The sequence below is a fragment of the Sphingopyxis sp. genome, assembly GCF_965227415.1.
Classification (GTDB): domain Bacteria; phylum Pseudomonadota; class Alphaproteobacteria; order Sphingomonadales; family Sphingomonadaceae; genus Sphingopyxis.
In genome coordinates, this window is record NZ_OZ245749.1 from 2,596,947 (window position 1) to 2,618,496 (window position 21,550).

A 21,550-nucleotide genomic window follows, 5' to 3' on the forward strand; every position below is an offset into this window, starting at 1 on the left:
CATGGCCGAAACCCAGATCCTTTCCCCCGTCGATGACAGCAACCGCCTGCCGGTCCCCGGCATGGGCAACCGCTTTGCGCCGGTGCAGCATTTCGTCCGCCAGCCTGCCGTCCAGCGGGCGCTGCCGATGATTGCAACCACCGCCGCGATCGGCATCGCTGCGCTCGCCTATGTCATGACCACCACCGCACCACAGGCGCCGCTGTTCGCGGGTCTGGAGGATAGCGACAAGGCCGCTGTTGCCGACGCGCTGCAATCGCAGGGCATCGCGCACACTATCGATCCCACGACCGGCGCACTGACCGTCGATGCCGACAAGCTGTATCAGGCGCGCATCGCGCTAGCCGGACAGGGCCTGCCGAAAGCGCAGCCGAGCGGCGACAGCCTGATCGCTTCGCTGCCGATGGGATCAAGCCGTGCAATCGAGGGCGAGACGCTGCGCTCGGCGCGCGAAGCCGATCTGTCGCGCACGATCGAAACGATCGACGCCGTGAAAGTCGCGCGCGTCCATATCGCCGCCGCCGAGCCCAGCCTCTTCGTCCGCGACGACAAGCCCGCAACCGCTTCGGTCATGCTGACGCTTCAGAACGGCCGCTCGCTCAGCGACGGCCAGGTGCAGGCGATCCGTTTCCTCGTCGCCTCTTCGGTGCCCGGCATGAATGCCGACGAAGTCCAGGTGATCGACCAGCGCGGTTCGCTGCTCAGCGACGGTGTGTCGAACGCCGACATGAAATCCTTCCAGCTGCAGACGCAGATGGAAGAACGCTATCGTCGCGCGCTCGACACCTTGCTCGGCCCGATGCTCGGCGCCGGCAACTATAGCGTCGAGGTTCACGCCGACGTCGACATGTCCGAAAGCCAAGCGACACGCGAAAGCTTCCCCAAGGACGATCGCGCGCTGACCAGCGAACAGGTCACCCGCACCGTGAACGGCGAAAGCACTGCTCCTGCGGTCGGCATTCCCGGTGCGCTGTCGAACCAGCCGCCGCAGGCCTCGACCGTCACCGACATCGCGCCCGTCCCCTCGGCGCCCGGCGCCCCGCCGGCCGCGCAGACGAACAGCAATGAAAATGCGACCCGCGCCTATGAAGTCGGCCGCGAGATTTCGGTCACGCACCAACCGCAGGGCCAGCTTCGCCGCATCTCGGTCGCGGTTGCGCTCAACCAGGGCAAGAAAGCGTTGACCCAGGCCGACATCGGAAAGATCGACGCGCTGGTCAAAGGCGCGGTCGGATACGACGCGACCCGCGGCGACCAGGTTGCGATCAGCCAGCGCCCCTTCGCCAAGGTCGAAGACGCCGCCGCCGCTTTCTACGACGCCCCGTGGTTCATGCCGCTCCTCAAACAGATCGGCGCCGTGTTCGCCGCCATTCTCGCTTTCTTCTTCATCGGCCGCCCACTGATCAAGGCCGCGAAACAGCGCAGTGCCCAGCGCGCAGAGCGCGACGCCCAGATCGAGGAGAGCCTGCTCGCCGTCGCCGGTCGGCAGTCGCTCGCCGCGCCTAGTGCGGGGGGCAGCCGCGAAATCACACTCGAAATGATCGAAGCCGCGCCGAGCTACGAAGCGCGCGCCAACCTCGTCCGCGCCTTCGTCCGCCAGGACTCGGCGCGCGCTGCGCTCGTCGTCCGTCAGCTGATGCAGGAGGGCGCCCGTGGCTGACGATCTCGACATGGAAATGGAAATCGAAACCCCGCGCGCCAAGCCCGCGCTTGGCGGATCGTCCGCCGCCGCTATTCTGCTGATGCTGCTCGAAGAAGAAGAAGCCGCGACAATCCTCAAGCATCTCGACGCTGACGAAGTCCGTCAGCTCGCCAAATCGATGTTCGACAGCGCCAATGCGAGCGAAGGCCAGATCGACCAGGCGCTCGAACAATTCGTCACGCAGAGCCGCGGCGTCAGCGCGCTTGCGGTCGGCGCCGATACGCGCATCCGCACCGTGATTCACCAAGCCGTGGGCAATGTCCGCGCCGACAATATTCTCGCCGCGGTGGCGCCGCAGTCAAGCGCCGCCTCGCTGGAGATGCTGCGCTGGATGGACATCGATGCGATCAGCGCGCTGCTCGCGAACGAACATCCGCAGGTCGGTGCGCTGATCCTTTCGGTGCTCGTCCCCGACGTCGCCGCGCGCGCGATCGAAACGCTCGACGAAATACTGCAGAGCGAACTGGTACTGCGCGCCGCGCAGCTCACATCGGTCCCCGCCGCCGCGATCGAAGACCTAGAAGCCGTGCTCGCTTCGGCGAATGTCGGCGGACAGCGCGTCGCCAAACAGCCGATCGGTGGACCGAGCGATGTCGCCAAGATCATGAAGAAGATGCCGAAGCAGCTGTCGGAACGCACGATCCGCGCGCTCAAGAAGCACGACAAGGTTCTGGCGCAGTTGATCGAGGAAGAAATGTTCATCTTCGAAAATCTGCGTGACCTCGATGCCAAGAGCCTCGGCACTGTGCTTCGTTCGGTCGATGCAGCGCAGCTCGCGATCGCGCTCAAGGGCACCGACGCCGACATGGTCGATCGCTGCCTCGCCACCATGTCGAAGCGCGCGTCGGAAACGATCCGCGACGAAATGACCGAGATGACGATGGTCAAGCGTGTCGATGTCGATGACGCCCAGAAGTCGATCATGCAGGTCGTCCGCCAGATGGCGTCGTCGGGCGAGATCATGATTGCTGGCGCGGGCGACGATTATGTCTGATCGTTCGGCCGAAATATCCGCCATCTCGCTCGCGCATGTCATGGCCGAAGCCCGCGGCTTTCGCCCGCTGCACTTCACGGGGTCGCCCGCGCGCGCAATGCCCGCGGCCGGTTCCGAATTCCACACCGAAACCGACGATCCCTTCGCGCTCGGTCTCGCCGAGGGCCAGCGCGTCGCCGAAGCCGCTTTCGCGGTCGAGCGCCAGCATCTGCTCGCTCTCGCCGCCAGCGCCGAAATACTGCAGGACGAACCGAGCGAAGAACTGGCGCAGCTGATCGCCGAGACGGTCGAGCGGCTCGTTCGCCAGATCGTCGACAGCGCGCCGATCGACGCCGAATGGCTGCACGCGCAGGCCGCAACTGCTGCCGCGATGGTCGCCGAAGCCGACAAGGCGCGCACCCTGTGGGTCAATCCCGCCGACGCCGTGCTGCTGATGGACTCGGCCATCGCGCTGCCGATCGAGGCCGATCCGGCGATGGCGCGCGGCACCGTGCGCATCGAAACCTCGGCCGGCTGGATCGAGCATGGCCGCGCCGTCTATCTGAACGAACTGCGCGCTGCGCTCGGCAGCGAAGGCATCGCCGCATGACGCGCCGCCTCGCCCTGTCCGCGCAGCAGCTGCTCGCGCCGGTCGATCTGTCGGACGCGTCGCCGCGCCGCATCGGTACGCTCGTCGCGCACGAAGGCATCATGCTTGAAGTGTCAGGCTTTCCCCAGCCGCTCGGCAGCAATGTCCGCATCAAATCGGCGACGGGCGACTATGTCTATGGTGAAGTCGTCGGGTTCCGCGGCCACCGCAGCCTGGTTCTCCCCTTCGATACCAACATGCCCCTGGTCACCGGCGCGCCGGTCGAGCCGCATGGCGCCAGCTCGATGGTTCCCGTTGGCAAGGCACTGCTCGGCCGCATCATCGACGCGCAGGGCAATCCGCTCGACGGCCGCCCGGCAGTCCAGTCGCAGTTTCAGTGGCCGCTCGCCGGCCGCAAGGTCAATCCGCTCCGCCGGGGCCGCGTCACCCGGCCGCTCAACATGGGCGTGCGCGCAATCAACGGCCTCCTCACCGTCGGCGAAGGCCAGCGCGTCGCGATCATCGCGGGGTCGGGCGTCGGCAAGTCGGTGCTGATGGGCCAGATGATCGCCGGCACCGAATGCGACGTGATCGTCGTCGGCCTGATCGGCGAGCGCAGTCGCGAAGTCAGCGACTTCGTCGAAACCAAGCTGCCCCCCGAAGTTCGCAAGAAAGCGGTCGTCGTTGCGGTTCCCGCCGACCATCCGCCGCTGCTCCGCCTGCGCGCCGCGATGCGCGCCACCGCGATCGCCGAAGCGTTTCGCGCCGACGGCAAGAAGGTGCTTCTGCTGATCGACAGCCTGACCCGCGTCGCGCATGCGCAGCGCGAGATCGGCCTGACGCTCGGCGAACCGCCGACAATGAAGGGCTATCCGCCTTCGGTCTTTGCGCTGATTCCTTCGCTGGTCGAACGCGCCGGCAACGACAATCTGACCGGCGGCTCGATCACCGCGCTTTACACGGTGCTTGCCGACGGCGGCGACATCGACGATCCCGTCGTCGACAGCGCGCGCGCGATCGTCGACGGCCATATCATCCTCTCGCGCACGCTCGCCGAACAGGGCGTCTATCCCGCGATCGACGTCGCGCGATCGCTATCGCGCACGATGGTCGATTCGGTTGATCCCGAGCATGCCGCCGCCGCCGCACGCTTTCGCCAGCTCTGGTCGGCCTATGAAGAGAATCGCGACCTGATGTTGATGGGCGCCTATGTCGCCGGCGCCGATCCCGTGCTCGACGAAGCGATCGCGCTGCGCGCCCACCAGCTTGCTTTCGTCGCGCAGCCCGCCGCTGCGCAGGTCGATTTCGCCTCCTCCCGCAACGCCCTGATCGAAGGATATTTTGCATGAACGCCCGCACCGCACGCCGTAAACGCATCATCCGCGTGCGCACCGTAGAACATCAGATGGCGGAGGCCAATCTGGCGCGCGCCACGGGCGAACTGGCCAGCCTGGTCGAACTGTCGAAGCGCCTCGAAGCGCTGCGCGCCGACCTGGCCGTCGCGAAAGGCGCAGTCGCGGGCCGTGCGCTCAACACGATCGGCGAACTTGGCGTCCGGCTCGACATGGCAAAGGAAAATCTGGCCGCACCGCTCGTCAATGCAAGCGTCCGCCGCGACGAAGCCGGCATGGTCGCGCAGAGCGCGATGGTGAAGGAAGAATCGGCGGTTCGCCTGTATGAGCGCAGCCGCAAATCGGCCGAAGCCGAAATGGAGCGCCGCACCGACGCCAACCGTCCGCATCGTCGCCGCGCGATGAGCCTCCGCCTGCTCGACGGTGGCGCGGCATGATGGCGTCGCTTCCCCAGACGCCGGCGCAGACCGGCCTCGCATCGATCCTCGCCGCGCTTGGTCAGGCTGCGCCCGCGGGTGCCGCCACCGAAACGCCGGGCTTTGAACAGCTGTTCGCAAATCTGCCCGCAACCGCGACCAACGCGCCGACCGCCGCAAATCTCTTCGGCACGCCGGGCGCAGCACAAACTGTTGTTCCGTCAACCGACGCCGCGGCGCTTGCCACGCCGGTGACGGCGCCCACGCCGCCAGCGGCCGCGCTCTTCGGTCTGCCCCAGCCCGTCGCCGAGATCGCTGTCGATGCGGCCGTCCCTGCCGGCGCCCCGGCCGAAATCGCCGCCGAAAGCATCGTCAAAGTTTCGACTGCATCGACCGCCGAAGCCCTTCCGGCCGATAGGGCCGCAGCCGCTGCCAGCCTGTTGATCACGGTCGCGACCCCCTTCAAAGGTGCGGTGGCGGCGAACGACAAAGCACCGCCTGCCGCCGAAGCCGAAACCGAAACCGAAACGCCGAACGACGGCGAAGCGACCGCCCCGGTCGTCGCGGCTCTGATTATCCAGCCTGCGACGGTCATCGCGGAAACGCCGGCAGCGGCGGGCGTCATCGCGTCCGCGATGCCGACGGCCGACAAACCCGTCACCGAAAAGGCGCCCAAGACCGCCGCGCTGACTTCGGCGCAGCGCCAGACCGATCCCGCGCTGCTGACGCCCGCCACCAAGCCCGCCGAGACCGCGCAACCACAACCGGTCGCTGTTGCCGCCGCCGAACCCAAGACCGGAAAGCTAGCGATCGACGTCGGCGCCTCGATGACCATTCTCTTCGCGCAGCCCGATCTTCAGGGCGCCGCGCCGCTCGCCGAAGCCGCAAAGGCCGCAACAGTTGCCGAGCGCGTGCTCGATCTGGCGAGCGACGACCAGTGGATCGCACAGCTCGCCGCCGACATCGCCGCGACCAAATCGGACAAGGGCGACATCAGCTTTCGTCTGATGCCGCGCCACCTCGGCCGTCTCGATGTCTCGATGCTGACGGGCGACGAAGGCGTGACGCTGAAGCTCGACGCTCAGCATGAAGCGACCGCGACGATCGTCTCGGCCGCGCAGCCGCGCCTCGTCGAAGATCTTCGGCAGCAGGGCGTGCGCGTCGCCGAAACGCAGGTGACCCATACGCCGGCCGAAACTGGCCGCCAGCCACAGAACCCTGGCCAAGGTCGCGGCCATTCGCCCGATGCCAGCCATTTGATCGAAACCGCTGCCGACCAGGCGGACCCCACCACTGACGAACGCACCGCGGACCGCCGCGGCCGCTTTGCCTGACCAGGAAGGACCTGACGATGAGCAAGGAAAAAACACCCGAAGGCGCCGAACCCAAAAAGGGCGGCAAGATGAAGAAACTGCTGGTGCTCGGTATCGGCGGCACCGCGCTGATCAGCGCGGGTGCCGGCGCGGGCATCTATCTGGGCGGTGGCCTCGGCGGCCATGAAGCAAAGCCCGAGGATCACTTCCCGAAGCTTGTCGCGCGCAGCACGGGCGGCGAGGAAGAGGCCCCTGCCGAAGGCGGCAAGGAAGGCGAAGCCGCACCGAAAGTCGGCACCGTTTCGGTCCCGAACGACCGGTTCAAGGTCGATCCGCGCAAGTTCGAGATCACCTATTATCCGATGACCGATGCCTTCACGACGAACCTCGCCGACGGGTCGGGCTTCCTGCAGGTCGGGATCAGCCTTTCGACCTTTTACGACGGCAAGGTGATCAACAACATCAAGCGCCAGCAGGTACCGATCCGATCGGCCGTGCTGATGGTGCTCGCCGAACAGGACCCGGCATTGCTCTCGACCTCGCAAGGCAAGCAGCAGCTCCAGCGTCAGCTCACCAACGCGATCAACGATGTGCTGCGCGACAAGGAAGGCTTTGGCGGCGTCGACAATGTCTATTTCACCAGCCTGGTGATCCAGTGAGCCTCGAGCCGAAACCCGTTGACGCCTCGGCCAAGCAGGCCGCCGATGCGAAAGCGTCGTTGCTTCTGCGCAAGTCCGAAGACAGCTATGCTTTCCCAGTGCTCGACAGTGTCGGCAACCAGTTCGCGCGCTCGCTCCGCGATCTCGTCCGCGCCCTTGGTGCACCGACGGTCCAGATCGAACGCGCGCCGGCGGTGCAGATGCGCTTTGCCGACTGGTGCGCCGAAGTCGCCCCGGGCCTGTTCTGGCGCTATCATGCGCAGCCGCTCAAGGGTCCGGTGCTGCTTGCCGCAACGCGCCCGCTCGTCCTCCAACTTGTCGACATCTTCTATGGCGGCAAAGGCCAGAATGTTGCGGAGCGCGAAGATCTGACCGACGCCGAAGAGCGGTTCGCCGCGCGTCTCGGCCGCGACATGGGGATGCAACTCGCCGCGGCGTGGAAGTCGGGGATCGAACCCGAACTCGATTGCGTCACCAGCGATCCGGCCAAGCTCGCCGCGGTTCGCGCCGACGACGAACTGCTCGTCCAGCGCTTCACGTTGCGCGGTGGCGTGTTCGAAGGCCGGACGATCCTGTGCGCCTATCCGCAGGCCGCGCTGCGCGGAATCGCCGGCGCCGACCCCGCCCCCGACATGCGCGATTCGCCGTCGATCGACCCCGTGTGGACCGCGACGCTCAACAAGGCGCTGAAGAATGTCCGCATGCCCGTCCGCTCGGTGCTCGCGCGCCCCGAAATTTCTTTGGTGAAACTGCTCTCTTTGGAGGTCGGTGATATCATTCCGTTAACCATTCCGCGCAATGTTCCAGTAACCGTCGCCGGCCGCAATTTTGCGTCCGGCAGCATCGGTGAAGCCAATGGAAATGCCGCGATCATGATCGAACGCATCGAAGAAGGACCCGACAATGACTGACATGGCCGAAGCACCCGCCCGGGCCGACCGGCGTGATAAGAGCATCGCCGCGGCGCCGAATTTCGATCTGCTCGCGGGCGTGTCGCTGCGCGTGTCGGTCGAAGTCGGTTCGACGACGATGACGCTTGCCGAATTGCTCGCGCTGTCCGAGGGCAGCGTCGTCGAACTCGACCGCGCCGCGAACGAGTTGCTCGATATCTATGCCAACGGGACATTGATCGCGAAGGGCGAGATCGTCAGCGTCGATGGTCGCTATGGCATCCAGGTCGCCGAAGTCGTCGCGCCCGAACGCGGCATCGCCGGTTTCGACCGGAGGGCCTGATGCTCGAATATATTCTCCGCCTGCTCATCCTGCTGCCGCTCGTCGGCGGCATGGCGTGGGGCAGCCTGTGGCTGTGGAAGCGCGTCCAGATGGGCGTTCCGCTCACCGGCGGCGGTGCCAAACAGCAACGTCCGGTCGAGATGATCGGTGTCCTGCCGCTCGGTCCCGGCACCAAACTCGCCGTGGTCGAATTCGCCGGCCAGCAGATATTGCTGTCGGTTTCGCGCGGCAATGTCACGCGCCTCGCCGACAACAGCCAGGGCGATTTCCATGCCGGCTGACAGCCTGTCTCCGCGCTCGCGCTGGCTGCGCCGCGCCGCGCTGGTTGGAGGCATCGCGTTGCTCGCGGTCGCAACACCGGCGCTCGCGCAGGAGGCTGACGCCAGCGGATTGACGCGTGCCGTGAGCGAAATCGGCGGCAACGGCCGCCCGCTGACGCTGTCGCTGCAAATCCTGATCCTGATGAGCCTGCTGACGGTCCTGCCGTCGCTGCTGCTGATGATGACCAGCTTCACGCGGATCATCATCGTGCTGTCGATCCTGCGCCATGCGCTCGGGCTTCAGCAGACGCCGCCGAACCAGGTGCTCGTCGGCTTGAGCCTCTTTCTCTCGCTGTTCGTGATGCAGCCCGTGATCAGCGAAGTGAACCGCGTCGCGATCGAACCCTATGGTCAGGAACAGATCGACATCGGCACCGCGGTCTCGCGCTCGGGCGATGCGCTCCACAGGTTCATGATGACGCAGACGCGCAAGTCGGACCTGATGATGTTCGCGAAGATCGCCAAAGCTCCCAATTACGCGAGCCCGAAGGATGTTCCTTTCTCGATCGTGCTGCCCGCTTTCGTCACCAGCGAACTCAAGACGGCGTTTCAGATCGGCTTCCTGATCTTTCTGCCCTTCCTCATCATCGACCTGATCGTCGCATCGTCGCTGATGTCGCTGGGCATGATGATGCTGTCGCCGAACATCATATCGATGCCCTTCAAGCTGCTGCTGTTCGTCCTTGTCGACGGCTGGGCACTGACGATGGGTTCGCTCGCTTCCTCGTTCGGGACATAGCCGATGGAAGCCGACTATTTCGTCGGGGTCGCACAGCAGTCGCTGTGGGTCCTCGCTCTCGCCTCGGCGCCGATCCTGATCCCGATCCTGGTGGTCGGCGTGCTGCTCGGCATGGTTCAGGCCGCGACCTCGATCAACGAACAGACGTTGAGCTTTGTGCCCAAGCTGATCGTGACCGCCATCTGCCTGGCGATCTTCGGCAGCAGCATCCTCGTGCTGCTCACCGATTTTACGCAGGATATTTTCGCGCAGATCCCGAACCTGGTGCGCTAGGGGCGAAATGGACCCCGCCGACATTCCGAATATCGAGGCTATGCTCCAGCTATGGATGCTGGGGATGATCCGGCCCGGCGCCGCCTTTCTGGCTGCACCGGTGTTCGGCGCTGCGAATGTTCCCGTCCAGCTGCGGCTGGTCATCGCGCTCGCCGTCGGCGTGCCGGCGGTCGCGGCGTCGGGAATGACGCTGCCCGTCGACGGGATCGTCTCGGTTCCGGGCCTGCTGATGGTCATCGGCGAGGTCGTCATCGGCCTGGCGATCGGCTTCGTCCTCCAGATGGGTCTCGCCGCCGCACTGCTTGCGGGCGAAGCGATCAGCAACGCGATGGGGCTTGGCTTCGCCGCGATGGTCGATCCGTTGAGCGGCCAGTCGAGCACCGTGATCGGGCAATTCCTTTCGATGCTCGCAACCGCGCTGTTTCTCGCCGCGAACGGGCATCTGCTGCTGATCGAGATCATTGTCGATAGTTATCAGGCGCTGCCCCCCGGCAATGCCTTTCCGTCCTTCACCGCGATTGGCGGCATCTTGCGTTTCGCGAGCCTGATGTTCGCGGCCGGCCTGACGATCGCGCTCCCTGTCGGCTTCGTCCTGATCCTGGTCCAGATGATCATGGGCGTGATTGGCCGCTCGGCACCGGCAATGAACCTGTTCGCGGTCGGCCTGCCTGCCACCTTGCTCGCGGGCGTCGTCCTGCTCGGCATGGCGACGCCGGCGATGGCCGACGCCATCGCGCACTTCCTTGGCGAAGCGCTCGACATGGCGCGTACGATCGCGGCGGGGCGCTGAGCGATGGCGGCAACGACCGACCGCGACCAGAAGACCGAACAGCCAACGGCCAAGAAGCTCGCCGATTCGGCGCGCGAAGGCGATGTGCTGATGTCGCGCGAGCTCGCGACGGCGCTGATGATGCTCGCGGGCGCCGGTTGGCTGCTCGCTGCGGGTGGCTGGCTCGTCCAGTCGGCCGGCAAATTGCTGAAGCGCGGCCTGACGCTCGATGCCGACGATGTCGCGCATTTTGCACCCGGCGAGGCGCTGATGCGCAATGGCACCGAAATCCTCCTGCCGCTTGCGGCGCTGTTCGGGCTCGCGATTGCCGCGAGCATAGCGGCGCCCGCGATGCTCGGATCGCTCGGCTGGCGCGGCAAGGCGCTGGGCTTCAAGGGCAACCGCATGAACCCGCTGAGCGGGCTCAAGCGCATGTTCGGGCCGCAAGGCCTGATCGAGCTGTTCAAGTCGCTCGCCAAGGTGCTGCTGCTCGGTGCCATCGGCTATTGGATCGTCTCGGACAGCATGCCTGCGATCATGACGATGGCGCAGGCCGACCTGCAGGGCGCGGTCGGACTCGCCGGCAAGGCGATCGGCCATGCGATGCTCGCGATGGCGGGCGGGCTCGTCATCATCGCGCTGATCGACGTCCCGGCGCAATGGTATCAACGCAACCGCCGCCTGATGATGAGCAAGCAGGAAGTGAAGGAAGAGTCGCGCGAATCCGACGGTGCGCCCGAACTCAAGCAGGCACAGCGCCAGCGCGCGCATGAAATTCTCAGCGGCTCGGCGCGCAAGGCGGTGTCCGACGCCACTGTCATCCTGACCAACCCGACCCATTTCTCGGTCGCGCTGCGCTATCGCCCCGGTGTCGATGCCGCGCCGGTCGTCGTTGCGCGCGGCCGCGGCGATGTAGCGCTGTCGATCCGCGAGCTGGCACGCACGGCCGACGTTCCGATCCTCGAATATCCGCAGCTCGCGCGTGCCATCTACTTCACCGCGCGCGCTGGCCGCGTGATTCCGGAAGAATTGTTCGTCGCGGTCGCCACCGTCCTGGCGTTCGTCTTCCAGCTCGAACGCGCGGTCGCCGAAGGGCTCAGCAAGCCTTTGGTCGATGTGCCGCCGTCGCACCGTTTCGACCCCGAAGGCCGCCGACAAAATTGACGATCCGGCACTTAATGCGCGGAAAATCGGGCCGTTAAGGGTGTCGAAGGATATTTGCCATGGTTACGTCAATCGTCAACGCGCTCGGCGCCGGGTCGGGAATCGACATCAAGGGGCTGGTCACCGACCTGGCCGCCGCGTCGCGCGAACCGAAGGTCACCCGCATCAGCGCCCTCGTCACCGCGAACCAGGCGCGGATCAGCGCCGTCGCGCAGGCTCGATCGGACCTGGTCGGATTTGCCGATTCGCTCGAACAGATGATTTCGGACGGCTCGCTCCGCAGCACGCCGACGGTGTCGGACGAAAGCGTCCTCGCCGCGACCGCGCGTGCCGGTTTGCAGGCCGATAAATTCGCCGCGACGATCGTCGTGAACAGCCTTGCCCGAGCGCAGAGCAGCTATTCGGGCATTATCGCCGACAAGACCGCTGCGATCGGCACGGGCACGATGACGCTGACCGTCAACGGCGTGGCAAAGACGATCACCGTGGGCGCGACGAACAACAGCCTCGAAGGCCTTGCCGCCGCGATCAACGCGAGCGGTGCGGGCGTTACCGCATCACTCATCGCCGATCAGGGCGGCAGCCGCCTGATCGTGAAAGGCGCGACTGGTGCCGCCAACGCTTTCACGCTGACCGCCGATGCCGGCGCCGATCCGGCACTCGCCGCCTTTGCTACCGATGGCGGCCTGGCGGTCGGCCAGAGCGCTGCCAACGCCGAATTCACGCTCGACGGCATCGCGTTCAGCCGCGCGTCGAATACGATCGACGACGTCGTTCCTGGCGTCTCGCTGACGCTGAAGAAGGCGGCGCCCGGCCAGCCGGTCGACATCGGCGCGAACCGCCCGCTCGACCTGATCAAGCAGACCGTCAGCGACTTCGTCGACGTTTATAACCAGCTCAAGAAGAGCCTGCAGGCCGCATCGAAGATGTCGGGCCCGACGACGGGCCTGCGCGAACTCGAACGCGAACTTCAGGGTCTGGCCAGCAAGGTTCTGACCAGCCACGGCAGCATCAACAAGCTGGCCGACATCGGCGTCTCGTCGACCAAGGACGGGCTGTTGTCGGTCGACAAGACCAAGCTCGATGCGGTTCTTGCATCCGACGCCGGCGCGGTCGAGGGGCTGTTCAATCCGCTCCGCGACGGCACGCACAACACGACGACCGATCCCGGTATCGCCGGCATTCTCGACGCGATCCGCGACAAGGCGGTCGCGACCGATGGGGCCATCGGCCGCGTCGAAAAATCGCTGACCGACAAGAACAAGACCCTCGTCGACGAGCTTGCGAAGGTCGAAACGCGCGAAGCCGCCTATAAGGCAAGGCTCGAAAAGCAGTACAGCACGCTCGACGTCAAGCTGAACGCCTTCAAGGCAACGCAGGCCTATCTCGAACAGCAGATCAAGCTGTGGAACAATTCGAATAACGATTGATGGTGACGACCGTGCCCGCAACCGCCTCGACCGTCCGCGCTGCCGGACTTTACCGCCGCTTGCAGAACGAGAGCCGCGCGGTCGCGTCGGATCCGATCGAGCTTGTCACCATGCTCTATGACGAGCTGGAGACCGCAGTCGGCGTGCTGGCGTCGATGGTGCGCCAGGGGCAGCGCGTGTCCGCGACCGACCCGGCCCACCGCGCGCGATCAATCCTGATCGGGCTCGACGTCGGCCTCGACCATGACCAGGGCGGCGATGTCGCGATCGCATTGTCGCGCGTCTATCGCAGCATGCGCCGCAAGCTGGACGACGCGGTCGCGGCGAACGATGCCGACGATCTCGACCAACTGCTCGGCGGCATCGTCACCGTCAGCTCGGCCTGGCGCCAGCTCCGCCAGTAAAATCCTTCATTCCTGAAAAAGGTTCGGCACCGGCCGCTTCCCTACGGCCGCCAAGTGGGGACAGGCGACAGAGGGAAAAGTGCGACCGGTGCCGAATTCAGCGGCGCCGAAACTGGTGGGGTAGTTATCAGGCTGCCTGCTGCTGAACTCCATATTTGCGCATCTTTTCGATCAGCGTCGTCCGCTTCAATGTCAGCAGACGCGCCGCCTCGGAGATGATCCCGTCGGCCAGATCGAGCGCATTGTGAATCTGTTCGAGTTCGATCGTTTCGATCTCACGCTTGAGATCGATCGGGCGGCCCGGCGCCGGCGTCTTCGCGAAGGGCGTCGGCGCGGGCTGGTCATCACCGCTGGCGGGCACCGCGGCGAAGCTGCTGGGGACAGCTTGCCGCGGCGCCAGCGCTGCGGTGGGGTTCAAAAGCATGATGACGTCTTCGGCACTCAGCGTCTCGCCGCTGTGCAGCACGCTGGCGCGTTCGACGAAGTTGCGAAGCTCGCGGACGTTGCCGGGCCAGCCATGCTGCATGAGCAACGCCATTGCGGCATCGTCATAGCGGCATTTGGCGTCAGCCGGCATCTTGCGCTGGAAGTGGCGGATCAGCGCCGGAATATCTTCGACCCGATCGGCAAGGTTCGGAACCTGCACCACGACGACACCGAGACGGAAGAACAGGTCTTCGCGGAAGCGGCCATCGGCAATCGCGGCGCCCAAATCCTGGTGCGTCGCCGAAATCACACGGACATCGACCGCCTTCATCTCGCTGCTGCCGACGCGGACGATCGTCCGGTCTTCGAGCACGCGGAGGAGCTTGACCTGCATGTCAAAGCGCATGTCGCCAATTTCGTCGAGGAAGAGCGTGCCGCCCTCGCTCGCTTCGAAATGGCCGATGCGACGGGCATGGGCCCCGGTGAAGCTGCCCTTTTCATGGCCGAACAATTCGGATTCGATGAGCTCGCCGGGAATGGCGCCGCAGTTGATTGCGGAGAAAGCCTTGCCCGAACGGGCGCCTTCGTCGTGAATGGCGCGGGCGACTAGTTCCTTGCCCGATCCCGAGGGACCGCACAGCATGACCGAAGCGTTCGAGCGGGCCACCCGCCGGATCATTTCGCGCAAGCGGACCACCGCCGGGCTGTGCCCGATGATCAGCGCCTCGAGCGCTGCCTGATCCTTATTCTGCCCCACCACAGTCATGTTCGTCTCCACCGCGCCCCCCAATTGGCGCTTCCGATGGCGACAGAGATTGATGAAAATGGTAAACGAAACCTTAGTTACGTTAACTCAAAGCATTGAAAACAAAGCATTATTGCCATATTGGCTGTAATGCTCCAGTAATTTCCCCGTTAACGATTTTCAATGCTGCCAGATTGGTTCTAAATTCCGTCATCGACACGCCAGCCAAGCGTGATCGAAATGCGGCGGTTGCGCGGATCGAGGCGATCGGAAGGATTATAAGGCTCGCGATCGGCGACCCCTTCGATGCGGGCATAACGCTTTCCGTCGATCCCGCGATACTCCAGGAAGTTGCGCACGACCTCGGCGCGGTCGACCGACAGTCGCCAATTGTTCATGCCCGTTTTGGCCGACCAGGGCGCAGCATCGGTATGGCCGCGGATCATCAGCTGGTTCGGCGTACCGGCGATCGGCTTCGCAATTTCACTGAACAGCTTTGCGCCCGCCGGCGTCAGTTGGCTGGTGCCCATGACGAACATCGAAAAGTCGGCATCGTCGACGACGTCGATCCGCATGCCCTCGGTCGTGACGGTGAAACGCAAGTTGCGCGCGAGCCGCTTGAGATCACCCTGTTTCTGAACGCGATCCATCATCGACTTGGCGACCTGGGCGAATTTCTCTTTCTGACTCTCGCGGCCCGCAGCTTCCTTGGGCCCGCCGACGGCGTCCTTGGGGATGGTGAGCGAACGCGTACCCGTCTGCCCTGCGCGATGCGGATAGCGGTCCGCCGCGACGATCGAATCGCCGCCGAACAGCCCCGAGCCGCCGGCTGCATCGGTTTTGGTCTTGATCAGCGTCGGCGCGAAATAATCCGCCAGAGCCTTGCGCTGCTTCTCGGTCGTCGCCCCCAAAAGCCACATCAGCAGAAAGAAAGCCATCATGGCGGTCACGAAGTCGGCATAGGCGACTTTCCACGCGCCGCCGTGGTGACCGCCGTGTGGCGCCTCGATGATCTTTTTGACGATGATCGGTCGAACCATGTTCGGACGCGCAGCCATTTAACGCCCCCGCATCCCGTCAAAGACTTCGGCGAAGCTTGGCTGGTTGTGATGGTCGACACCCGAACGCGCGGCCTCGATCACCAGCGGCTGCGGGTGGCCATGGAGCGACGCGACGATGAGCTGCTTCACCGTATGATAGATCGCAGAGTCGCTTTCGATCACCGTCTTCGCGCGTGCCGCGAAGGGGCCGACCAGGCCGTAGGCGAGCAACACGCCAAGGAAGGTGCCGACGAGCGCCGACCCGATCATCGCGCCCAGAATCTCGGGCGGCTTGTCGATCGAGCCCATCGTCTTCACGACGCCAAGCACCGCCGCAACGATACCAAGCGCGGGCAGCGCATCGGCAAGGCTTTGCAGCCCATCGGCCGGCTTGATCGCGTGGTGACGGTGGCTCTTCAGCGCATTGTCCATCACATCCTCGACCGCATGCGGATCGAGCGTGCCCGACGACACGACGACAAGGCGCAGCGTGTCGCAGATCAGGTGGATCAGCGTGTCGTCCTTCAACAGCTTGGGATATTGCTGGAAGATCGGCGAGCTTTTGGGATCCTCGATATGCGGCTCGACCGCGACAGGGCCGTCGGTGCGCATCATCTTCATCAGGGTCGAGACAAGCAGGATGCAATCGAGATAGTCCTGCTTCTTGTATGCCGGACCCTTGAACACTTTGCCGAGCCCGCCGCCCAGCGCTTTCAGGTCTGCGCCCGAATTGCCGATGATCAGCGAGCCGATCGCGGCGCCGCCGATGATCAGCATTTCGTGGGGAAGCGCATGCAGGACGGGTTCGAGGTTACCGCCGGTCAGCGCGAAACCCCCGAACACCAGCAGGATCAGTACGACAATGCCGATTACGGGAAACATGCGCGATCAACTCCACTCGGGGCGGTACCCCGCAAAAATCAAGGGACGTCTTTATGCTTAACGGCAGCAGTCGGCAGATATTGAGGCGGCTCAGTTCAAAAGATCGAACAATGTCTGCCGGTTGATCTTGGCAAAGGCCGCCTGCGCCGCGTTGAGCGTCAGGTCCTGTGCGTTGAGCTGGGCAATCGCGGTCTGCAGATCGACTTCTTCGACCGACTGGCGCTCGTCGGCGATCTCGATCCCGCGTGACGACAAGCTGTCGCCGATGCGTTCGAGACGCCCGGCCGACAGGCCGAGCGCGGCATTCTGGTCGGCGATATGCGAAATTGCGCCGGTGATATTGGTGAGCGCCGCATCGATCCCTGCCTGGTTTCCGGCAGCCACCGCGGTCGCTGCGTCGCGTAGCCCCGTCGACAGCGCATTGCCGCCGACGACGAACGCCGACGCGGCCGATTGCACCGGCGCGAAGCTGACGTCCGAATCGAAACGGACGACGCGCGCATTGCCCGCTGCGAACAGCGGCTCGCCGTTCGAATCGCGCGTTGCAGCAAGGCCGTCGATCTCGTCGGCGATCGCGTTGAGTTCGGCCGCGATCGTCGCGAGGTCGGTCGGGCTCATCGTGCCGCTCGCCGCCGACAGCGTCAGTTCGCGTGCGCGGGCGAGCATGTCGCTCGTCGAGCCCAGCACGTCACTGGCCTGCGCGACCTGCGCCTGCGCCGATTTGATGTTCGCCTGCCAGCTCGTCATGCTCGCCTGCGTCGTGCCGATCGTCAGGATGCGGCGCGCGGCGACGGGGTCGTCGGACATGCGCTGGATGCGCTTGCCCGTCGAAAGCTGGATCTGGGTGCGCTCGAGCGCGTCGGCGAGCTTGCCCTGGCGCGCGATCTCTCGCGTCATGCGATTGCCTACGGCATTAATCATCGTTCCAGCCCCTCAATCAAATCGAGCTCAACAGCGTCTGCATCGTCTCGCGCGCGACCTGGATCGTGCGCGCGGCCGCCGAATAGGCTTGCTGAAAACGCAGCAGTTCGGCCGCCTCATTGTCGAGATTAACCTCGCTCACCGAATCGCGAGCAGCAGCAGCGCCGTCGGCGCGCGTCGTGGCGGCGGCATCCTGTGCACGGGCCGACGCGGTCGTTTGCGCCTGCCCGGCGAGATGCCCCGACCATTTGGCTTCGGGATCGTTCGCGCCGCGCATTGTGCCGAGCGCGAGCATATTGCCATTGGTCGATGTCGGCGTCGCGGCGGCAACCTGGCTCGCCGTAAGCGGCGATGCGGTCAACGTCGCGGCGCTCGTGCCGGCAAAGAGCGCCTGGCCGGGATTGCCATTGGCGTCGATCCCTGCCTGATGGGCGGTGTTGAGCTGGCCAGCGAATTGCGTCGCCATCGTATCGAGCCCGGCACGCTGGTCGGCGATATGGTTCGACGCCTCGGCAAAGCCCGCGAGCGAACCCGTTGCATTCGGGAAAGGCGCGCCGCCAATCGTATAAGAGACGCGTCCGTCGGCCGCCGTCGCCATGCCGATCGGCGTCACGACGCCGCCGCCGACGAGCAGGTCGCCGCTGCCGGTCGCGCGCAGCGTCACCGCGCCATGCGTATCGAAAGTCGCACTGACGCCGGCCTGCGACGAAAGTTGGTCGAGCAGCCGGTCACGCTCGTCGAGCAGCGCCGCCTGGTTGGTCGAACCGTCGCGCGCCTTGCGCAGCCCGACGTTGATCTGTTCGAGCGCATTCAAATTGGTGTTGAACTGCGAAACCTCGGCCGTTGCCGCGCCTGCGGTGCCGTCGGAAAGGCTCGACAAGCGGTTCGCGGCCGTCTGGAAGCCTGCAGCGACGTCGCTCGCAGCCTGCAGGAACTGTGCGCGCAGCGTCGGGTTCGACGGATCGGCAGTCAACTGGTCGGCGGTGGTGTAAAGTTTGGTGAGCGCAGTCTTGATGCCGTTGGTATCGTCGCTCAAAGCGCTCTCGACGCGGTTCATCCATTCGAGCTTTGTCGCGGCGCGTTCAGAATCGCCCGACGATATGCGCGCGTCGTTGATCAGCCACTGATCGACCGAGCGCACGACGCCCTTGACGTCGACCCCGCCCGGCGTGACGGACCCGCGATACAGCACCATGTTGCTGCCGGCTGGCACTTCGCCAAGGTCGAGCCGTCGGCGCGCATAGCCCGGCGTCTGCGCGTTGGCGATATTGTCGCCGACCGTCGACAGCGCGCGCGAATAGGCGCGCAGCCCCGTATAGCCAATGCTGAGAAGATCGCTCACTGGAGGGCTCCGGACGCCGCCGCGCGGCCGCGCAGCTGCGCCTCGACCATGTCGGCAATTCCGAACTGGCGGAGCGAGGCCATCGAGTCGGCGGTCTTGGCGTCCGCCATTTCACGGAAATTGTCGGTCGCGCTCGATCCGAAGATGTCGTCGCCGAGCTTCGCCTGCCGCATCGACGCCATCAACTGGCGCAAAATCACAGCCTCGAAAGCTTCAGCGGCCTTGCGCAGCCCGCCGTCGCCGCCGCCCGCCGCCGCGGGCGTCGGGGCGGGACCAAAGGAGGAGGAGATGGGCGTCGTCATATGATCACCAGTTCCGCAGTCAGCGCGCCAGCCTGGCTCAGCGCTTCAAGGATGGCGACAAGGTCGCCGGGAGGGACGCCCATGCGGTTGATCGCATCGACGAGCTGCGACAGCGATGCGGTGGACTTCACCAGCATCATCGGACGATATTCCTGGTCGACGCCGATATCGCTCGACTGCTCGACCGCCGTTTCGCCGCGACTGAACGGCGTCGGCTGCACCACCGTGGGCGATTCCTTGATCGAGACGGTGAGCTTGCCCTGCGACACCGCCGCGGTGCCGACGCGGACCGCGCCGTTGATAACGACCGTACCGGTGCGCGCATTAACAATGACCCGCGCCGGAGGTTCGGATCGGATGACCTCCAGATTCTCGATCCGCGACATCAGCCGCATGCGTTCGTCGCCGCCAATCGCCGCGCGGATAGCGATGCTGGCACCGTCAAGCATCACTGCCGAGCCAGGCAGCGACTTGTTGATCGCATCGGCAACGCGCTGAGCATTGGTTGCATCGAACTGGTGGAGGTTGAAAGTCAGCTGGTCGGTCGTGGCAAACCCCGTGTCGACTGCGCGCTCGACTGTCGCACCGCCCGCGATCCGGCCGCTCGACGGCACATTGACCGTCAGCTTGGACCCGTCGGCGGCATCGACGCCCAGACCGCCAATGACGAGGTTGCCCTGCACCATCGCGTAAATTTGCCCGTCAGCGCCATAGAGCGGCGCGAGCACCAGCGTGCCGCCGCGCAGGCTCTTCGACTTGCCGATCGCCGATACGGTGACGTCGAGGCGCTGGCCGGGCTTCGCAAAGGGCGGCAGCTCGGCGGTGATCATCACCGCTGCGGCATTTTTGAGCGCCGGATTGACCCCGGCCGGCAACGTGAGACCAAAGCGCGACACGGCGCCCTTCAGCCCCAGCGTCGAATAGTCGAGGCTGTCATCGCCCGTACCTGCAAGCCCAACGACGATACCATAGCCCGTCAGCTGGTTGGCGCGAAGGCCCTGGAATTGGCCCATGTCCTTGATCCGTTCGGCATGAGCCGGCGCGGACAGGCCGAAGCTTGCCAGAAGCAGCAGCAGGAAGGTGACGAGGGTCGGACGCTTGGTCACTTCATTATCCTCTTCAGAACGGGCTCAGGATCGAGAAGAAGCGCTGCAGCCAGCCTTGCTTGCTGGCGCGCGCAATCTCGCCCTTGCCCACGTAACGGATGTTGGCGTTGGCGACGCGGGTCGACAGGACGCGGTTGTCGGGCCCGATGTCGATCGCGCGGACGATGCCGGAGATCTGGACGCGCTCGTCGCCGCGATTGAGCGTGAGCAATTTCTCGCCCTTCACCAGCATCGTGCCGTTCGGATAGACTGCGGCGATGGTCACGCTGACCTCGCCCGACAGCGCATTCGACTGCGAGGCATCGCCCTTGCCCTTGAACGCCTGGTTGCCGCCCATGGCGACATCGCTGGGGTTGAACAGCGACAGCGGACCGGTCGTCGGCGGCGTCAGGCCGATGTCGCCATCGCGCTGCATCGTCGCGGCATTGCTCTTCGTCGCGGCGGTGCGCTCGACGAGCTGGATCGTGATGATGTCGCCGACGGCACCGGCGCGTCCGCCCGAGGTCAACGGCGTGTAGCCGCTCTGGAAGATCGCACCATTGCTCGGCGGCGCCGGCGGCGGTGCGGGCATCGACACCGCAAAGGCATCGGGCGCAACCTTGTCCTTCGCGAAGGCCGGAGCCGACGCGAGCACAAGTGCCATCATTGCGAGCTTAGAGAGTTTGCGCGGCATTTTTCATCATCTCGTCGGTGGCCGAGATCATCTTGCTGTTGACCTCATAGGCGCGCTGCGTTTCGATCATGTCGACGAGTTCCTCGACGACATTGACGTTCGATCCCTCGAGCATCCCGCCACGAAGCGAGCCGCGGCCCTCTTCGCCGGCAGCGCCGACCTGCGGCGCCCCGGAGCCCTGCGTCTCGACGAGCAGGTTGTTGCCGATCGCCTGCAGCCCGGCCGGATTGGCAAAGCGGGCAAGCTCGATGCGACCAAGCTCGGTCAGCGTCCCGTCGGGGCCGGTTGCCGATACGGTGCCGTCGGCGCCGATCGAAACGCTTGCCGCATCTTCGGCGATCTGTATCTGCGGCTGGATCGGCTTGCCATCCGACGTCACGAGGACGCCTTCGGGCGAGCGGCCGAAATTGCCGGCGCGCGTATAGCCGATGCGCCCGTCGGGCATCTGGACCTGAAAATAGCCGGCACCGTCGATCGCGACATCCAGGCCGTTGCCTGTCGTGGCGAACGTGCCCTGCGTGTCGATGCGCGCGGTGCCCGAGATCGCGACGCCGGTGCCGAGGTTGAGCCCGGTCGCATAGCGGTTCTCCGCCGACGAGGGCGCTCCCGCCTGCGTCATCATCTGATAGCTCAGCGTCTCGAAACTCGCGCGGTCGCGCTTGAAGCCCGTCGTGTTGACGTTGGCGAGGTTGTTGGCGATCACCTGCATCCGGAAGCCCTGGGCATCCAGACCGGTTCGTGCGACGTGAAGGGCTCCGAAGCTCATCTCATATTCTC

The 21,550-nt window shown here is 65.2% G+C and carries 25 protein-coding genes; 16 read left to right on the plus strand and 9 right to left on the minus strand.

Going from position 1 to position 21,550, the window contains the following annotated elements; genetic code table 11:
- The first annotated feature begins 1 nt into the window (after position 1).
- From fliF to ACO055_RS12720, 16 genes are read left to right on the plus strand one after another with little or no spacing between them, the layout of a single operon-like run.
- Positions 2–1,660 (plus strand): flagellar basal-body MS-ring/collar protein FliF, encoded by a 1,659-nt coding sequence (gene fliF, locus ACO055_RS12645; RefSeq protein WP_422059238.1) that lies wholly within the window; start codon positions 2–4, stop codon positions 1,658–1,660.
- A complete protein-coding gene (gene fliG / locus ACO055_RS12650) occupies positions 1,653–2,696 on the plus strand; it encodes a flagellar motor switch protein FliG (RefSeq protein ID WP_422059239.1) in 1,044 nt (347 codons plus the stop codon). The genes fliF and fliG overlap by 8 nt, the downstream gene beginning before the upstream one ends.
- Entirely contained in the window at positions 2,689–3,285 is a 597-nt protein-coding gene (locus tag ACO055_RS12655) for a FliH/SctL family protein (RefSeq protein ID WP_422059240.1), read from the plus strand. The genes fliG and ACO055_RS12655 overlap by 8 nt, the downstream gene beginning before the upstream one ends.
- Positions 3,282–4,613 carry a FliI/YscN family ATPase gene (locus ACO055_RS12660; RefSeq protein ID WP_422059241.1) on the plus strand — a complete coding sequence of 444 codons (1,332 nt, stop codon included), beginning with the start codon at positions 3,282–3,284 and terminating at the stop codon, positions 4,611–4,613. Before ACO055_RS12655 ends, ACO055_RS12660 begins: the two co-directional genes overlap by 4 nt.
- Complete coding sequence (locus ACO055_RS12665; RefSeq protein ID WP_422059242.1) at positions 4,610–5,053, plus strand: hypothetical protein; 444 nt, start codon at positions 4,610–4,612, stop codon at positions 5,051–5,053. Before ACO055_RS12660 ends, ACO055_RS12665 begins: the two co-directional genes overlap by 4 nt.
- A complete protein-coding gene (locus ACO055_RS12670) occupies positions 5,053–6,366 on the plus strand; it encodes a flagellar hook-length control protein FliK (protein WP_422059243.1) in 1,314 nt (437 codons plus the stop codon). The genes ACO055_RS12665 and ACO055_RS12670 overlap by 1 nt, the downstream gene beginning before the upstream one ends.
- Positions 6,367–6,383: 17 nt before the next feature.
- Positions 6,384–7,004, plus strand: coding sequence for a flagellar basal body-associated FliL family protein (locus ACO055_RS12675; RefSeq protein WP_422059244.1), 621 nt, complete (start codon positions 6,384–6,386; stop codon positions 7,002–7,004).
- Positions 7,001–7,915 carry a flagellar motor switch protein FliM gene (locus tag ACO055_RS12680; protein WP_422059245.1) on the plus strand — a complete coding sequence of 305 codons (915 nt, stop codon included), beginning with the start codon at positions 7,001–7,003 and terminating at the stop codon, positions 7,913–7,915. The genes ACO055_RS12675 and ACO055_RS12680 overlap by 4 nt, the downstream gene beginning before the upstream one ends.
- Positions 7,908–8,237 carry a flagellar motor switch protein FliN gene (gene fliN / locus ACO055_RS12685; protein WP_422059246.1) on the plus strand — a complete coding sequence of 110 codons (330 nt, stop codon included), beginning with the start codon at positions 7,908–7,910 and terminating at the stop codon, positions 8,235–8,237. Before ACO055_RS12680 ends, fliN begins: the two co-directional genes overlap by 8 nt.
- Positions 8,237–8,518 (plus strand): flagellar biosynthetic protein FliO, encoded by a 282-nt coding sequence (locus ACO055_RS12690; RefSeq protein WP_422059247.1) that lies wholly within the window; start codon positions 8,237–8,239, stop codon positions 8,516–8,518. The genes fliN and ACO055_RS12690 overlap by 1 nt, the downstream gene beginning before the upstream one ends.
- A complete protein-coding gene (fliP, locus tag ACO055_RS12695) occupies positions 8,508–9,296 on the plus strand; it encodes a flagellar type III secretion system pore protein FliP (RefSeq protein WP_422059248.1) in 789 nt (262 codons plus the stop codon). The genes ACO055_RS12690 and fliP overlap by 11 nt, the downstream gene beginning before the upstream one ends.
- 3 nt (positions 9,297–9,299) lie before the next feature.
- Positions 9,300–9,569, plus strand: a complete 270-nt coding sequence (locus ACO055_RS12700) for a flagellar biosynthetic protein FliQ (RefSeq protein WP_237836001.1) — start codon at positions 9,300–9,302, stop codon at positions 9,567–9,569.
- Positions 9,570–9,576: 7 nt separating this feature from the next.
- Positions 9,577–10,359, plus strand: coding sequence for a flagellar biosynthetic protein FliR (gene fliR / locus ACO055_RS12705; RefSeq protein WP_422059250.1), 783 nt, complete (start codon positions 9,577–9,579; stop codon positions 10,357–10,359).
- A gap of 3 nt (positions 10,360–10,362) precedes the next feature.
- Positions 10,363–11,502, plus strand: a complete 1,140-nt coding sequence (gene flhB / locus ACO055_RS12710; RefSeq protein ID WP_422059251.1) for a flagellar type III secretion system protein FlhB — start codon at positions 10,363–10,365, stop codon at positions 11,500–11,502.
- A gap of 59 nt (positions 11,503–11,561) precedes the next feature.
- Positions 11,562–12,932 (plus strand): flagellar filament capping protein FliD, encoded by a 1,371-nt coding sequence (gene fliD, locus ACO055_RS12715; RefSeq protein WP_422059252.1) that lies wholly within the window; start codon positions 11,562–11,564, stop codon positions 12,930–12,932.
- A 2-nt stretch (positions 12,933–12,934) separates the two neighbouring features.
- Complete coding sequence (locus ACO055_RS12720; RefSeq protein WP_422059253.1) at positions 12,935–13,336, plus strand: flagellar protein FliS; 402 nt, start codon at positions 12,935–12,937, stop codon at positions 13,334–13,336.
- Positions 13,337–13,463: 127 nt separating this feature from the next.
- On the opposite strand, the gene ACO055_RS12725 is transcribed toward ACO055_RS12720, so the two are convergent.
- From ACO055_RS12725 to flgG, 9 genes are all read right to left on the minus strand, one after another.
- Entirely contained in the window at positions 13,464–14,528 is a 1,065-nt protein-coding gene (locus ACO055_RS12725; protein ID WP_422059254.1) for a sigma-54 interaction domain-containing protein, read from the minus strand.
- A 179-nt stretch (positions 14,529–14,707) separates the two neighbouring features.
- Positions 14,708–15,565: a flagellar motor protein MotB gene (locus tag ACO055_RS12730; RefSeq protein WP_422059255.1), complete on the minus strand. Its 858-nt coding sequence runs from the start codon at positions 15,563–15,565 to the stop codon at positions 14,708–14,710.
- Positions 15,566–16,429 carry a flagellar motor stator protein MotA gene (motA, locus tag ACO055_RS12735; RefSeq protein ID WP_422059256.1) on the minus strand — a complete coding sequence of 288 codons (864 nt, stop codon included), beginning with the start codon at positions 16,427–16,429 and terminating at the stop codon, positions 15,566–15,568.
- Positions 16,430–16,519: 90 nt separating this feature from the next.
- Entirely contained in the window at positions 16,520–17,350 is an 831-nt protein-coding gene (locus ACO055_RS12740; protein WP_422059257.1) for a flagellin, read from the minus strand.
- A gap of 16 nt (positions 17,351–17,366) precedes the next feature.
- Positions 17,367–18,692, minus strand: a complete 1,326-nt coding sequence (flgK, locus tag ACO055_RS12745; protein WP_422059258.1) for a flagellar hook-associated protein FlgK — start codon at positions 18,690–18,692, stop codon at positions 17,367–17,369.
- Complete coding sequence (locus ACO055_RS12750; RefSeq protein WP_422059259.1) at positions 18,689–18,994, minus strand: rod-binding protein; 306 nt, start codon at positions 18,992–18,994, stop codon at positions 18,689–18,691. Before ACO055_RS12750 ends, flgK begins: the two co-directional genes overlap by 4 nt.
- Positions 18,991–20,100, minus strand: a complete 1,110-nt coding sequence (locus ACO055_RS12755) for a flagellar basal body P-ring protein FlgI (RefSeq protein WP_422059260.1) — start codon at positions 20,098–20,100, stop codon at positions 18,991–18,993. The genes ACO055_RS12750 and ACO055_RS12755 overlap by 4 nt, the downstream gene beginning before the upstream one ends.
- A 13-nt stretch (positions 20,101–20,113) precedes the next feature.
- Positions 20,114–20,773, minus strand: coding sequence for a flagellar basal body L-ring protein FlgH (locus tag ACO055_RS12760; protein ID WP_422059261.1), 660 nt, complete (start codon positions 20,771–20,773; stop codon positions 20,114–20,116).
- Positions 20,754–21,539 carry a flagellar basal-body rod protein FlgG gene (flgG, locus tag ACO055_RS12765; RefSeq protein WP_422059262.1) on the minus strand — a complete coding sequence of 262 codons (786 nt, stop codon included), beginning with the start codon at positions 21,537–21,539 and terminating at the stop codon, positions 20,754–20,756. The genes ACO055_RS12760 and flgG overlap by 20 nt, the downstream gene beginning before the upstream one ends.
- Positions 21,540–21,550: the final 11 nt, after the last annotated feature.

Excerpts from the sequence above, each read along its gene's own strand:
- fliF (WP_422059238.1), top strand. The coding sequence starts at position 2 with ATGGCCGAAACCCAGATCCTTTCCCCCGTCGATGACAGCAACCGCCTG.
- ACO055_RS12655 (WP_422059240.1), top strand. The coding sequence starts at position 2,689 with ATGTCTGATCGTTCGGCCGAAATATCCGCCATCTCGCTCGCGCATGTC.
- ACO055_RS12660 (WP_422059241.1), top strand. The coding sequence starts at position 3,282 with ATGACGCGCCGCCTCGCCCTGTCCGCGCAGCAGCTGCTCGCGCCGGTC.
- ACO055_RS12665 (WP_422059242.1), top strand. The coding sequence starts at position 4,610 with ATGAACGCCCGCACCGCACGCCGTAAACGCATCATCCGCGTGCGCACC.
- ACO055_RS12670 (WP_422059243.1), top strand. The coding sequence starts at position 5,053 with ATGGCGTCGCTTCCCCAGACGCCGGCGCAGACCGGCCTCGCATCGATC.
- ACO055_RS12675 (WP_422059244.1), top strand. The coding sequence starts at position 6,384 with ATGAGCAAGGAAAAAACACCCGAAGGCGCCGAACCCAAAAAGGGCGGC.
- fliN (WP_422059246.1), top strand. The coding sequence starts at position 7,908 with ATGACTGACATGGCCGAAGCACCCGCCCGGGCCGACCGGCGTGATAAG.
- ACO055_RS12690 (WP_422059247.1), top strand. The coding sequence starts at position 8,237 with ATGCTCGAATATATTCTCCGCCTGCTCATCCTGCTGCCGCTCGTCGGC.
- fliP (WP_422059248.1), top strand. The coding sequence starts at position 8,508 with ATGCCGGCTGACAGCCTGTCTCCGCGCTCGCGCTGGCTGCGCCGCGCC.
- ACO055_RS12700 (WP_237836001.1), top strand. The coding sequence starts at position 9,300 with ATGGAAGCCGACTATTTCGTCGGGGTCGCACAGCAGTCGCTGTGGGTC.
- fliR (WP_422059250.1), top strand. The coding sequence starts at position 9,577 with ATGGACCCCGCCGACATTCCGAATATCGAGGCTATGCTCCAGCTATGG.
- flhB (WP_422059251.1), top strand. The coding sequence starts at position 10,363 with ATGGCGGCAACGACCGACCGCGACCAGAAGACCGAACAGCCAACGGCC.
- fliD (WP_422059252.1), top strand. The coding sequence starts at position 11,562 with ATGGTTACGTCAATCGTCAACGCGCTCGGCGCCGGGTCGGGAATCGAC.
- ACO055_RS12725 (WP_422059254.1), bottom strand. The coding sequence starts at position 14,528 with ATGACTGTGGTGGGGCAGAATAAGGATCAGGCAGCGCTCGAGGCGCTG.
- ACO055_RS12730 (WP_422059255.1), bottom strand. The coding sequence starts at position 15,565 with ATGGCTGCGCGTCCGAACATGGTTCGACCGATCATCGTCAAAAAGATC.
- motA (WP_422059256.1), bottom strand. The coding sequence starts at position 16,429 with ATGTTTCCCGTAATCGGCATTGTCGTACTGATCCTGCTGGTGTTCGGG.
- ACO055_RS12740 (WP_422059257.1), bottom strand. The coding sequence starts at position 17,350 with ATGATTAATGCCGTAGGCAATCGCATGACGCGAGAGATCGCGCGCCAG.
- ACO055_RS12750 (WP_422059259.1), bottom strand. The coding sequence starts at position 18,994 with ATGACGACGCCCATCTCCTCCTCCTTTGGTCCCGCCCCGACGCCCGCG.
- ACO055_RS12760 (WP_422059261.1), bottom strand. The coding sequence starts at position 20,773 with ATGCCGCGCAAACTCTCTAAGCTCGCAATGATGGCACTTGTGCTCGCG.
- flgG (WP_422059262.1), bottom strand. The coding sequence starts at position 21,539 with ATGAGCTTCGGAGCCCTTCACGTCGCACGAACCGGTCTGGATGCCCAG.